Source organism: Streptomyces phaeochromogenes (assembly GCF_001418655.1).
Taxonomy (GTDB): domain Bacteria; phylum Actinomycetota; class Actinomycetes; order Streptomycetales; family Streptomycetaceae; genus Streptomyces; species Streptomyces phaeochromogenes.
On record NZ_LIQZ01000032.1, the window covers coordinates 1 to 13061 of the forward strand.

At 68.2% G+C, this 13061-nt stretch carries 10 protein-coding genes and 3 pseudogenes; 6 read left to right on the top strand and 7 right to left on the bottom strand.

Annotation, left to right across the window (positions count from 1 at the left end):
• Both AOK17_RS04875 and AOK17_RS48005 read right to left on the bottom strand, forming a co-directional pair.
• Positions 1-1161 (bottom strand): hypothetical protein (locus AOK17_RS04875; protein WP_055611053.1); only part of this gene is annotated, 1161 nt, incomplete at its 3' end.
• Between the two features lie 288 nt (positions 1162-1449).
• Positions 1450-1899 carry a hypothetical protein gene (locus AOK17_RS48005; RefSeq protein ID WP_245697013.1) on the bottom strand — a complete coding sequence of 150 codons (450 nt, stop codon included), beginning with the start codon at positions 1897-1899 and terminating at the stop codon, positions 1450-1452.
• A 244-nt stretch (positions 1900-2143) separates the two neighbouring features.
• Between AOK17_RS48005 and AOK17_RS04885 the strand changes: the two genes are divergently transcribed.
• The 3 genes and pseudogenes from AOK17_RS04885 to AOK17_RS49820 all read left to right on the top strand — a co-directional run.
• Positions 2144-3322 (top strand): NAD(P)/FAD-dependent oxidoreductase, encoded by a 1179-nt coding sequence (locus AOK17_RS04885; RefSeq protein WP_206190678.1) that lies wholly within the window; start codon positions 2144-2146, stop codon positions 3320-3322.
• A 72-nt stretch (positions 3323-3394) separates the two neighbouring features.
• Positions 3395-4303 carry an RNA polymerase sigma-70 factor gene (locus tag AOK17_RS04890; protein ID WP_055611049.1) on the top strand — a complete coding sequence of 303 codons (909 nt, stop codon included), beginning with the start codon at positions 3395-3397 and terminating at the stop codon, positions 4301-4303.
• A 109-nt stretch (positions 4304-4412) separates the two neighbouring features.
• Positions 4413-4526: pseudogene (locus tag AOK17_RS49820) on the top strand (IS21-like element helper ATPase IstB); the annotation flags it as partial.
• Between the two features lie 54 nt (positions 4527-4580).
• Here the strand turns inward: AOK17_RS49820 and AOK17_RS04895 are convergent.
• Positions 4581-5411, bottom strand: coding sequence for a transglutaminase domain-containing protein (locus tag AOK17_RS04895; RefSeq protein WP_055611050.1), 831 nt, complete (start codon positions 5409-5411; stop codon positions 4581-4583).
• A gap of 437 nt (positions 5412-5848) precedes the next feature.
• Between AOK17_RS04895 and AOK17_RS04900 the strand changes: the two genes are divergently transcribed.
• The gene (locus AOK17_RS04900; protein WP_055611054.1) at positions 5849-6436 is read left to right on the top strand and encodes a hypothetical protein; all 588 of its coding nucleotides are present in this window, start codon (positions 5849-5851) and stop codon (positions 6434-6436) included.
• Between the two features lie 328 nt (positions 6437-6764).
• Positions 6765-8214: pseudogene (locus tag AOK17_RS53490) on the top strand (NF041680 family putative transposase); the annotation flags it as partial.
• A 14-nt stretch (positions 8215-8228) separates the two neighbouring features.
• On the opposite strand, the gene AOK17_RS51950 reads toward AOK17_RS53490, so the two are convergent.
• Positions 8229-8504 (bottom strand): hypothetical protein, encoded by a 276-nt coding sequence (locus tag AOK17_RS51950; RefSeq protein ID WP_245697014.1) that lies wholly within the window; start codon positions 8502-8504, stop codon positions 8229-8231.
• A 242-nt stretch (positions 8505-8746) separates the two neighbouring features.
• Positions 8747-10048: a ferredoxin reductase family protein gene (locus AOK17_RS04915; protein WP_425424590.1), complete on the bottom strand. Its 1302-nt coding sequence runs from the start codon at positions 10046-10048 to the stop codon at positions 8747-8749.
• A 367-nt stretch (positions 10049-10415) separates the two neighbouring features.
• Here AOK17_RS04915 and AOK17_RS04920 point away from each other — a divergent pair, with 367 nt between their 5' ends.
• Positions 10416-11468 carry a LacI family DNA-binding transcriptional regulator gene (locus AOK17_RS04920; RefSeq protein ID WP_055611052.1) on the top strand — a complete coding sequence of 351 codons (1053 nt, stop codon included), beginning with the start codon at positions 10416-10418 and terminating at the stop codon, positions 11466-11468.
• 36 nt (positions 11469-11504) lie between these two features.
• Here AOK17_RS04920 and AOK17_RS51955 read toward each other — a convergent pair.
• Together AOK17_RS51955 and AOK17_RS04925 are read right to left on the bottom strand one after the other, a co-directional pair.
• The coding region (locus tag AOK17_RS51955; protein WP_245697015.1) for an AbfB domain-containing protein at positions 11505-11771 on the bottom strand (267 nt) is incomplete at its 5' end.
• Between the two features lie 2 nt (positions 11772-11773).
• Positions 11774-12880, bottom strand: a pseudogene (locus AOK17_RS04925) (glycoside hydrolase family 43 protein); the annotation flags it as partial.
• Positions 12881-13061: the final 181 nt, after the last annotated feature.

Consider the following 13061-nt stretch of genomic DNA (forward strand, 5'->3'; position numbering starts at 1 on the left):
GTCCAGGAGGAGGCGGGGCGGAGCCAGGGGGTGGTGGCAGGCCAGCAGGATCCGTACCTCCTCGTCGTCGTCCTGTGCGAGTGTCGCGGCGAGTTCCGCGGGCAGGCCGGGGAAGCGCGCCGCGACCCGGCGGAGCACTGGTTCCTCGGACGCCGCGCAGGCGGCGAACCAGTCGGGCGACGGCTCGCCGGTCGGCTCGGTGATCGGGCAGATGCAGTCCGGGCCGTGCCCGACGACCCTGTCGATCGCCCAGTACTCGGGCCAGGTGCGCGGGAAGGGGTGGAGGCTTGCGCGCATCCGCACGTCCTCGTCCGGGTCCTCCCCCAGCTCCGCCACCAGGTCAGGTCCCAGGTCGGGCCGGGCTGCGACCAACGCGCGGATTTCCGCCTCGGGGTGGCGGGCGAGCCGGGCGACGGCGCCGGCCGGGAGGTGGGGATTCCAGGTCAGGGGGTGCACCGTGCCTTCCGCGAAGCACTGCTCGACGAGCGCGGGGGACAGGGCACACCTGCCGAACACGAAAGGCCTGCCGCGGGAGCCGTAGGACGGCAGCCTGGCCTCCACCCGTTCCGGATCCAGCACCCAGCTGTGCTCCTGCGCTGCCTTCCGTACCGCGGGGTCGGGGTCGTCGAGCAGGGCCTCCCGCTGCGCGGCGGTGAGCGACTGCCACTCCCAGGTGGCGCGTTCACGGAGCTGGGGGTGCTCGTGCCCGGCCATGGAGTGGTGGAAGGACAGAGGGATCTGCTGGGAGGAAATGAGCTCCCCGACGATCTCGTTCGCGGTGAGCGTGCCGTCTTCGCCCCCGTCCCGGGCGGTCAGGAGGGTGACGAGGATGTCGTGGGGCAGTGGTCGGACCCATCGCGGGCGGAGATGGGCAGGGGTGCCGCCGGCGAGCCACCCGCGGACGATCCCCGACGGGTCCCTCGCCAAGGGGGCGAGTCGTGCGGGGTCGATGTGCCGGTTCTGCGCGAGCGCGCGGCGGATCACTCTGTCCGGGTGGTTCAGGGCCGCGTCTATGACGGCGTCGGGCAGGCCACGACCCGCGCACATCAGCAGGCCGGCCTCACCGGCCGCTGAATCCACCAGGCGTATCAGGACGTCGGAGGACGCTGCCGGATTGAAGGCGATGCCGCGCAGCCACGGCACGTGCAGGGAGTCGGACACCACGTCATCCTGCCACCCCGCCTCCTGCACTGGGCCGCCCGGCGGCTACCTCGCCGACGCATACCGGCGTCTCCGTCCGCGGGGCTTTGGACCACGTGACACGTCGTTGCTCTTCATGCGCACGCCGGCCGTACACGGCACACCGCCACACTCCGCATCCACCCCCGCCGTGGAACGCACCACATCCGGGGCAAGCCAAGCAACCGGGCGTTGCGGAAACTCGCCTCAGGCACAGATCTTGGGGAGCGATCGCGGAGCGTCACCAGGCCAGTCGCCCCGCGGCTGTGATCACACCTGTTCTTGGTAGACCCTGATTTCCGTGGGAGGGAAGTTGCGGATGATCGTCCAGATTTCCTGGTGGCCAAGGCCGTTGGCCCAGCGGTCGAGTTCGTCGTCCGTGTCGTGGAAGAACCAGGATTCGAAGTGCCCCAGCGCCCGAAGTTGAAAGACGGGTTCGTAGCGGAGTTCAACATGGAGCTGAATGTAATGATCATGCTCGCCGGAAGCGTCGTTGACCTCGAACTGCCGGGCAAGATCCAGCGTGAAGACGGGCGGGCCCTCGAAGCTGTCGGTCCCGTACTGGAAGAGGAGACCATCGGCGTCGGCTGTGCCCGCGGTGGCGAAGCGTTGCGAGCCGAAGCGTACGAACCTGGGCCACACCTCGTCCGAGTCCAGTTCGGCGAGGGGCTGTTGTCCAGGGCTCAGCGCGTGTCGAAGGCACTCTTGCGCCTGCTCCATGGGCAGTCTCCTCGACATCGGATACGCGCCTGCTTGGGCGGCAGTGAGGCCCGTCCTCTTCGGTGTCCTGCTCCGCCTCGGCCGGGCCCGGTGCAGCGAGGCAACTGACGGGTTCTTGCCAGCACTCCAACGGGGCTACTGATGTGACGTGGTTCACATCAGTGACCTGTCACGCCTGGTGCGGGTTGCTTGTCCCATGGGCGTCACCGACACCGAAGCCGGTGCCCGACCTTGGGAGATCGAGATGAGCAACGGCCACCGCATCGTCGTCCTCGGCGCTGGTTACACGGGCTTGTTCAGCGCCATCCGGCTGGCCCACCGCACCCGCCGGACCGGCGTGAAGATCACCCTGGTCAACCCCTCGAGCCGGTTCGTCGAGCGGCTGCGGATGCACCAGATCGCCGCCGGGCAGGAGCTGGCCGACCACCGGATCCCCGATCTGCTCGCCGGGACCGGCGTCACGTTCGTCCAGGGCTCCGCCACCGCCATCGACCCCGAGGCCCGGCAGATCACTGTCGACGGCGCCGAGACCCTCGGGTACGACACGCTCGTCTACGCGCTGGGCAGTTTGACCGACACCGGCAAGGTCCCCGGCGCCGACACCCACACGTTCACCCTCAACACGCCGGAGACCGCCGGCCGGTTCGCCGTGCGGCTCACCGAGATCGCTGCGTCCGGCGGCACGGTCACCGTCTGCGGCGGCGGCCTGACCGGCATCGAGGCGGCCACCGAGATCGCCGAGAGCCACCCCGGCCTGGACGTCACGCTGATCAGCATGGACGAGCCCGGCGCCATGATGGGTGCCAAGGCGCGCGCCTACCTCTACGGCGCGCTGAACCGCCTCGGCGTCACTCTGGAGACCGGCGCCCGCGTAACCAAGGTGCTGCCCGACGCCGTCGAACTGGCCGACGGCTGGCTCGTCCGCTCCGACGCCTGCCTGTGGACCACCGGCGTCAAGGTGTCGCCGCTCGCCGCCGACGCCCAGATCGCCACCGACGACCGCGGCCTCATCCTGGTCGACGCCACCCTGCGTTCGGTCTCCCACCCGCAGATCCACGCCATCGGCGACGCCGCCGCCGTCCGGCTGGCCTGGGGACAGATCCACGGCACCTGCCAGAGCGGCCTGCCCACCGCCCAGTACACCGCCGACACCATCGCGCGCCTCGTACGCGGCAAGACCGTCAAGCCGTTCCGCTTCGGCTACTTCCACCAGCCGGTCAGTCTCGGCCGCCGTGATGCCGTCATCCAGTTCACCAAGGCCGACGACACCCCCCGCCGCATGCACCTCACCGGCCGGAGCGCCGCCGCGTACAAGGAGATGGTCAGCGGCAGCCCGCTCACGACCTACCGGTTCAGCAAGCGCATGAACGTCACCACCATCGTCTCCAAGGGCGGCCGCGCCACTCGCAAGCCCGCGGCATGACGGGCGCATCGGCTGCCGGCGCCATGATCCCGGGCCTTGCCGCCCTGGTTACGGCGCTGGCAGCATGAGCCGATGGTCGACGCCAGGGACGAGCAGGATCCGTACATCGAACACCGCAGGCTGCTGTTCGCCACCGCCTACCGCATGCTGGGCAGCGTCACCGACGCCGAGGACATCCTCCAGGACACCTGGCTGAGTTGGAGCACCGCGGACCGCGACACGGTCCGCCACCCCAAGGCCTATCTGGTGCGCACGGTCACCAACCTCTCCTTGAACCGCCTCACCTCCGCACGGGCGACCCGCGAGACCTACGTCGGGCCGTGGCTCCCCGAGCCCCTGCTGACCTCCCCCGACATCGCCGCGGAGACCGAACTGGCCGACAGCGTCTCCACCGCGATGCTCGTCGTCCTGGAAACCCTCAGCCCCGTCGAACGTGCCGTCTTCCTGCTCCGCGAGGTCTTCGGCTACTCGCACGCCGAGATCGCCGAGACCCTCGAACGTCCCGAGCCGACAGTCCGCCAGATCGCCCACCGCGCACGCGAGCACGTCCAGGCCCGCCGCCCCCGCTTCGACACCGACCACACCCAGCGCCGGCAAGTCACCACCCGGTTCCTGGATGCCTGCGCGGGCGGCGACCTGAACGCCGTCATGGAACTGCTCGCCCCCCAGGTCACCGCCTGGTCCGACGGCGGCGGCAAGGTCACCGCCGCCCGCCGTCCCCTCCACGGCACCGACCACGTCGCACGCTGGCTCGTGGGTTTCCTCGCCAAGCCCGAACTGGCCGCCCTGACCATGGAACCGGCCGTCATCAACGGCGAGCTCGGCATCCTGGCCACCCTCGGCGGACACACAGTCGGCGCCCTCTCCTTCGACCTCACCGACGGCCGCATCCAGAACCTGCGCTTCCAGGTCAACCCCGACAAACTCAGCGGCCTGACCCCCGACAACAGCCTGGCGCTACCCCGAAGCGTCCAACCCTGAAGCAATACCGGCCGCAACCCTGGACCAGGACGAACCCTCCAACGAGGGCACAGCCCAGCGCCCACCACGGCGATGGCGAAGGCGATGGTTATGGCGAGCGGCACGGTCTCCGCGGCTCTGCACCGCCATCGTCGACCGGCCCACCTTCAACGGCACGATCATCGAGACCGGCACCGACTCCTACCGCCTGGCCCAGACCAGGGCCAAGGCTGCCACGACCTGAGCAGGTGGGGACTGGCGCGGTGGCCGGCGCTCCGCTGTCAGTCCCCGGATCTGGTCATCCGACCATGTCGTGGGGCACGACCAAGACTTCCCGGGTGAACAGGCTGGTCAGGGCCAGAGGATCGTCTTTGGCGCAGGCATCGGCGACCTCGTCGATGAACTGGTCGTAGTCGGGCCCTGTCTTGCCCTGATAAGCGTCGGTCATGAGGCCCCATTCGTCCCAGGGCAGCATTTCCATCTTGCAGAGCGCCGCGAGGTCACGGACAGCGTTGCCACTGATCTCGGCCGGTCCCCAGGCGAAATCGACACCGGCCACCCCGAACTTCTGGCCGTCGACCGAACCTTGGCGATACTGAACCCACGCCTCGCCCCCGGTCAGGAACTCGCCAACAGCGAGATCCTCGGGACGCTCGACATATGTCTTGCCGAGGTGTTCGGTGTCGACACGCACCCAGCGCCGCTGGTCGGCGTTCCAGTACTCGGTGATCCAGTGATCAACGCCGCAGCCCTCCAGGAAGTAGGTCCCGAAACCGCACCGGGCCCGCGAGGGTATGCCCCTCGCTCGCAGGAATCCGGAGGCGATGGTGGCGAAGTGCCGGCAGGTTCCGATCACCCGTGTCTCAGGGGTGCGAGCTCGCTGCAGCGGGGACGGATCGAGGGCGACCAGGGCGGCGATCAGCTCGCTGACCGGCCGGATGTTCTTCTCCGCGAGCCGCGCCTCACCGATCCCTAACGCGGCGGCGTCCACAGGCTGAATGACCAGACCTTGCGCGGCGGCGCAGATGCCAACGGGGTCATCCGGCAGGCTCTCGATGAGCTGGAGCTGCGTCGCGTCCAGGCTCGTGAAGGGTCCGGGCCGGGAGTAGTCGAGCGCGTCATCGGCCATAACCGGGCATCGTATGCGGCGGGTCTGACATCCGGCCCCGCGCAGCCCTCAGCCGATCCACGGTGTTGCTGAAACTCGCCGACATTTCGGCCGCCGAGCACGCTCAAGCGTTCCCAGAACTCACCGTCAGACGTTGCTGCTTCCCACCGAAACAATCACCCTGCCGACCGCCTGCTGATGAGAACCGTTTCAAGAATCTGCATCAACTCCTCGATCAGGCAAGCGAGATGACGCCGAGAGAGCCCCGTGAACAGCCGATGCGCCAGTACCGCCCGATTGACCATGATCGCCACAGTCGGATCATGCCACCGGCCCGGCCCTGAGCCTCACCCGCTATCACGCACCAACTCGTCAGAGAGCCCTGACGGAAGAGTCACCGCAGCGATCACAAGAAACGGGGTGGCGGAGGCTCGCGAGGGCATGTGACGGTTCCGTCCATGGGCAACTCCAGGGCATACCCCGTCTTCCAGACCGCCGACGCGTCGGCGGCATACACACAGGCCAAGCGCCTGTGCGCGCTGCTCGCAGAGTGCGACGACGAGGTTGAGTTCTTTGCCGAGCTGCGAACGGTCGCGGACGTGCAGCAGATGGCTGCGGTCTTGCCTGAGGCGAACTTCGACTACGCGCACACGCGTACCGGCCCAGCAGGTGAGGACGTCTGGTTCGCCCTCGACGTCACGACGGCGGACGACGCCTCACTGGAGCCGCACCTGCCGCTGAACGTCATGGAGGATGTTCCGAGAGGGAGCGTGGAGGAACGCTTCGTAGCGGCTCTGGGCCAGGGCGTGGCCGCCATCGACTGGCACGGCGTATGGCCGGATGAACCGGAAGCGGACCAATACGGGGTGGCCCAGTACGACGGGGTCCAGGTCGTGTTCCACGGCGACAAGGCCCAGTTGGGCCGATGGACTGAGCATCACACCGTCTTCGTCCACGTGACCAATTGGGGCGACCTGCCGCGAGCCCAGAAGCTGGCCGCGCACATCGGCAGCGAGGTCCTGGGCGAAAAACAGCTCGGATGGTGAGGTTGCACTGAAAAGGAGCCCCCGACCAGCGGCCACCAGCAACAGGCTTTCCCTCCCCCGACGGCAAACCGCCCTCGCGGGTCCGTCGCCACGACCGATCATCGCGCGATCACTAGATTCCGCTGGTCCGGGCGGCGGTATCGCGGCGCTCGCGACGACGCCCCTGCCCGCGGGATCTCTAAGCTTGTTCTTTATGGTCTGCCCTCGAACGATGCCCCGAACGTGATCACTCATACAGGGATTCTGGGGACGTGAACACGGCCTCCGTCCGGTCTGATCATGTGCTCCGACCAAAGAGGCACTTGACCAGTACGAAGGCCGTGGGGGAATGAGTCTGCTGCATCACGATGTCCGGCGCGAAGCGTTCGCGGTGGCATCACACTTCCGGAACGACTTCTTCGACTGTCTGACCGTGCGCGGGGACACGCTGTTCGAGCTGACCGACGCGGTGCTGTGCGCGGACGGGCCGGTGACCACGCCGGTGAATCTGACGCTGACGGCCGAACACCGGCGTGGGCACGGCGCGATGTACGAGGCGTTGAACCACGGAAGTGTGGACGTACCCCGGCTGCGGCCAGGTGCTGGCCGGGCTGCCGATGCCGCAGGCCGCCGACGGGCGCCTGGTCCTGGCGGCCGACGTCAGCAACTGGTTGCGCCCCGACGCGCCGACCAGCGCGGACCGTCCGTTCTGCCACGTCTACGGTCGCAGCGGACGGTCCTCGGACCAGTTCGTCCCCGGCTGGCCGTACTCCTTCGTCGCCGCCCTCGAATCGGCCGGACGTGTCCTGGTGCCAGCTCCTGGACGCCGTCCCTCTCGGGCCTGTCGACGACGTCGCTGAGGTCACCGCTGCCCAGCTCCGCCGCGTGGTCGAGGACCTGATCGAGATGGGCCGCTGGCATGTCGGCGACCGCGACATCCTCATTGTCTTCGACGCCGGCTACGACGCCCCGCGCATGGCCCACCTCCTCGACGGCCTCCCGGTCGAAGTGCTTGGACGCATGCGTTCGGACCGTGTCATGCGACGGCCGACGCCCTAGCTCAAGGAGTACGCCCTGTCCTACCCCCAGGGCGGGCGACCGCCGAAGCACGGCAAGGAGCTTCGCTTCGCCAAGCCGGACACCTGGGGCGAGCCGGACGCGGCAACCGTGCAGGTCACCGACCGGTACGGCACCGCCCGCGCGATGGCCTGGGACCGCATCCACCCCCGCCTGACCACCCGCTCCGCATGGATCGACCACACCGATGAACTCCCCATCATCGAGGCACTTTGATCCGCCTCCAGGTCGACCGCCTGCCCGGCGGAGGCGACCCGCTCCCGCTCTGGCTCTGGTCGTCCGCCACCGGCCTGAACCGCGAGGACGTCGACGTGCGCTGGCAGGCGTTCCTGCGCAGGTTCGACATCGAGCACCTCTTCAGGCTGATGAAACAGACCCTCGGGTGGACCCGTCCGAAGCTGCGAACCCCTGAAGCCGGCGAGCGCTGGACCTGGCTGATCATCGCCGCCCACACCCAGATCCGCCTCCTGCGCGAGGCCGCCGCCGACTTGCGCCACCCCTGGGAGAAGCCCGCCGGGCCCGGCCGACTCACCCCGGCCAGGGTCCGCCGGGGGGGCAGGAACCTCCGCCCGAACCTGCCTTGCCCGGCGCGTGCACCCAAACCCAGCCGGCCTGGCCCCGGCAGGCCACCCGGCTCGAAAACCCGGCACCCCGCCACCCGCTACGACGTGGGAAAGACCACCAGACACCCCGAAAGCATCACCGAACGCGATCAGCTCAGAGACGGAGCACGAAGTCAGAATGGAACAGCCAGCCCGGCCTCGCGCAATCGAAGCAGTGCCACGCCCATGCACTCGGCGACCGAGGCCCCGTCGGCTCTCATCCCACCGTCCAGCGGCCCACCTGAAGCAGCGAATGTCCACGCCGGCTGACCGTCACGCATGCGCTCCGCGTCGACCCGGATCATGGCACCGACTCCCTGCTCGCCAAGCCACTCCAGGATGGACAGCGTCACGTCCTCGACGCCGCTGTCCAGGTCCACCTTGGGCCGCCGCCCCATCCCCTTGGCCATGACCACAACCCTACTCAGCGTCTCATCGGGTCGCGTCACGCACTCTCAAAGCGGCTCAGACCATAAAGAACAATCAGACTATAAAGAACAAGTTGAGGCCGGCCATCGGCGTCCTCTCGCTCAGCCCGGCAGCTACGGACACAGGACTTCGGAACCGCACGGTGAGGGCGGCACGGTGGGGGCGGCGGGACAAAGCCCGTGGATTGCGCCGAGGCTTCGATCGCGCCCGTCGCCCCCACGCGTCAGGCCAGGCCGAACCGCTCGGCGTGCACCTGCCGTTGGGGAACCTGCAGCCTGCGCAGGGCGCTGAGCACGGTCGAGGTCATCCCGGGCGGACCACAGACGTAGACGTCGCGTTCGGTTATGTCGGGAACCAGGGCGACGAGGCTGTCGGGCTCGAACGGCGGGCTCGTCTCCCCTGTGCGGCCGGTGAGCAGGTGCAGCCGCCCGCCGCGGTCCGCGAGCAGGGCTCGTACCTCGTCGACCAGCACGGCGTCATCCTCGCTGCGCACCCGGTAGAGCACGACGACGTCTCCGGCCGGTTCCTCCTCCAGCAGGGCTCGAACCGGCGTGATCCCCACTCCTCCGGCGATCAGCAGTGCGCCGGGCCGCGTTCGGTGCAACGCGGTGAACGCCCCGTACGGCCCCTCGACGAACGCGCGGCTCCCGACCCGGACGTTCCGCAGGCCTGCGCTGGCGCTGCCGACCGCCTTGGCGGTCAGGCGCAACGTGCGGCCGTCGGGTGCAGCCGACAGCGAGAACGGATTGGCCAGCCACCAGTGGTTGTGCCCGGGGAACCGCCAGATGCAGAACTGGCCGGCCCGGGCCGGCAGCCTGTCGAGGTGGCGGCCGGTGACGTGCACCGACACGACGTCGTCCGACTCCGGCACCACCTCCGCGACCTCGAACCGGTGATAGGCGTTGCGCCACACAGGCATGACGATCCGGCCCGTGACCAGGGCACCGAACGCGAACAGCCACATGGCCCACCAGTAGATCATCGCGGGCGCGGAGGAGCTGAAGGTCGTGGTCTCCTGCAACTGGTGGACGAATGCCAGCCCCAACGCCACGTACAGCAGCAGATGCAGGCCGTGCCAGGTCTCATACCGAAGCCGCCGTCTGACATTCCGGGCGGACACCGCGGCGACCACGACGATGATCGCCGCGGCCCCCATCCCCAGCAGCGAAGCGGTCACTCCGGCCAGTGCGAAGAACGTCTTCGTCATAGACGCGTCATCGAGCCGCGCGTAGCCCAGCACCACCAGCACAGCGTGGGTGAGGAGGGTCCACAGCAGGGTGAAGCCGACCCACCTGTGCCACACCGTCAACCGGTCCATGCCGATACGGCGGTCGAGCCACGGCAGCCGGGCCACCAGCAGCAGTTGGAACAACATCAGTACGGCGGCGTGCAGGCCGAAGAACTTGGCGACCGTGAGCACCCCGTTCTTGCCGGTCCCTGCGGTGAGGAACAAGGCCTCGACGATCACCAAGTTGACGATGACAAACGTCCACAGCGCCCAGCGCGCCGCAACGACTGGAGGTATGGTGCCTGGCCGCACCTGTGTATTCGTCGCCTCCACCGCGTCCCCTTACCTATGTCCATGTGACGCGTTCGCGCCCGCCACCCGCGAGGGCGCGAGGACTCGAACGTCCTGATCCGATACGGCCCCGGCCGGGGCAGGAAATGGGAACTTGACGTAACCAGGGCTCTATTGGGCCTTGGCCGTTCTTGTTCCGCGATCGGCACGCTGGTCGAGCGGACCATACCGTGCCTTACAGGCTTGTACTGCGAACATCTGGCATCTGATAACTCCGGACCCGGCCGCTGTCGCCGCGTACGCTGAGTGATCAAGGTGTTAACCACAATCCGTCATGGGGCTGTTGGGAACAACAGGCACTGTTGGGGAACACATGAGAAGCTCGCGTGTCTGGCAACGCCCCACACTCGGTGCCGTGGCCGAACGGGCCGGGGTTTCCACGGCCACGGTGTCGAACGCCCTCAACGGCACCGGCCGGCTGTCCGAGCCGACCAGGCAGCGCGTGCTCTCCGCGGCACGCGAACTCGGTTACGTCCACGCCAGCACGGCCCGTGCCCTGGCTCGCGGCGGCACCGGAGTGCTCGGTCTGACCATGACGGCATACGGCGACCTTCCCGTCCCGTACACCGAGATCCCGTACTACGCACAGCTGGCGCTGGGCGCCATCTCCGCAGCGCATGAGCGCGGTTACCTGCTCATGGTGATGCCGAGTTCGTTGTCACCGTGGATGTGGCTCAACACACCGATGGACGGCGTCATCCACGTCGATCCGCGCGCCGACGACCCGGTGCGTTCCCTCCTGCGGGAGCGTGGCGTCCCCATGGTCTGCGACGGCCGGCCGCCCCAGCCGCACTGGGGCGACGTGTGGGTAGACATCGACTACGACGCGGGCCTGCGTCTCCTGCTCGACCACCTCACGGAGGCCGGCGCCCGGCGGATCGCGCTCTCCCAGCCGCTGCACGACAACGAGTACCCGCGCCTGATCGGACGCGCCTACGCCTCCTGGTGCGCCGAGCACGACTTGCCCACACTCGTCGAGGAGTACGCCTCGCTGCCCGACTACTTCACTGCTGAACGGGACGCGGTCAGCCGGCTACTCAACCGCGATCCACGACCGGACGCCGTCATCGGCATCTACTCCGACTCCGGTCACAACATCCTCGCCGCCGCCCGGCACCACGGGCTTCGAGTGCCGCAGGATCTACTGGTGGCGTGCATCAGTGAGGATCCGGATTACGCGGCGACCACCCCGCCCGTCACCACGCTCAGCCTCCGCCCGGACCGGGTGAGCGACGAAGCGGTCGACCTGCTGATCGCTCTCATCAACGCCCGCACCTGTGTGGACCGGCATCGGCTCGTGCAGCCGGTCCTGGCCCCTCGCCGGTCCACACGAGGCCCCGTACGGCGAGGGAACGGCACACTCTGACCGCACGGGGCCGCGGACCACATCGTCGGCGTGGGGTCAGTTCGTCACGTGGAAGGTGGCGTCGCCGCGCCCTGTCGCCGTGGTGATCGGGTCGAGACGGAGCTGGTACCCGTAGTGGCGCATGTACCGGTCGGGGTGGTTGTACGACTGGAACGACGACCAGCTTGCGTCGGCGAGCCCGGCGACCTTGCGGAAGGTGGCGTCCGCGGCGAACTGGGTGGTGCCGTCGTTGTAGGCGAGCTGGAAGTCGTATCCGGCGTGCCGCAGGAAGTAGCCGGGAAAGTTCACCGACTCGAAGGAGACNNGTTGGGGTCGATGCGCACGTCCATGTTGGCGTGCCGGACGTACCGGTCCTGGAAGTTGTACGACTGGAGCCGGTTGACCGTGGTGTTGGGCCAGCGGGCCTGTACGCGGCTCTCCTCGGCGGCCGTCAGGTTCAGGATCGAGCCGTGGCGCTTCTTGGTGCCGCCCAGGTTGTAGCTGCCCGACGCCGGGAGCTTGTAGGTGCCGGAGGCGGACGGGTTGGTCGTCGTGACCGGCATGTAACCGCGTCCCGAGGCGTACTGGTCGAGGTAGAGGGTCCACTCGTTGCGGTCTCTGAACTTCATCCACATCGGACCCTCGACCTGGGAGCCGGTCAGGCCGATGCCGGAGAGGTTGCCGAGGTTGGTCCAGGTGCCGAGGATCGAGTTGCTGCCTTCGAGGGTGATCTGGCCGTCACCGGAGGCCCGTACGTAGCGGTAGTCGCCGACGCCACTCGGCATCTCGACGATCTGGGTGTCGATGATTTCCTGGGTGCCGGGGCGCTCGATGTAGACCTGCGGGGTGGTGATGGAGCGGAAGTCGCTGGTGCGGGCGTAGTAAATGCGGTGCTTCGTTGCGCCGTTGAGGGGCTTGTTCGTCGCCCAGTACAGGATGTAGTCGTTGGTGGCCGGGTTCCAGATCGCCTCCGGCGCCCACGCGTTGCGCCCGTCGGGAATCGCTCCGGCGACGTTGAGCAGCCGCGGCTCGGACCAGTTGACCAGGTCCGTCGACTCCCACACCACGAGGTTGCGGCTGCCGTCGTTGATGGACTGACTCCACGTCTGCCCGCAGTCGATGCACAGATCGGTCGCGATGATCCAGTACTTGCTGCCGTCGGGAGAGCGAACCAGTGCGGGGTCGCGCACTCCACGCGTGCCCACCGTGGAACGCAGGGCCATCCCGCCGCCGTTGAGGTCACTCCAGTGCAGGCCGTCCGCGCTGTGCGAGAAGTAGATCTGCTGACCGGTCGCCCCTTCCCCGATGAAGTGCGCCATCAGATAGCCCGGATCGGCGGCGGCAGCCCGCTGCGGTGTGGTCAGGGCTTGGCCTGTGAAGAGCAGGCACACGGCGAGCAATATCGCCGACAGCCGGGCGCGGAGCGCGGACATGTCCATCTCCTATCGTTCTGCGAATGCCACCATCGGATGAAAAGGGGCGAAGCAGGGTCAACCGGGGGGCTCAGTCCCGGCGTTGGCGGGACAGGGTCGACTACCGCACGATGCGGAAGCGGGGTCGGATCCGCGCAACGGCATGTCTCTCGCCGGCACGGTTGGTCAATCCAAGAGCGGG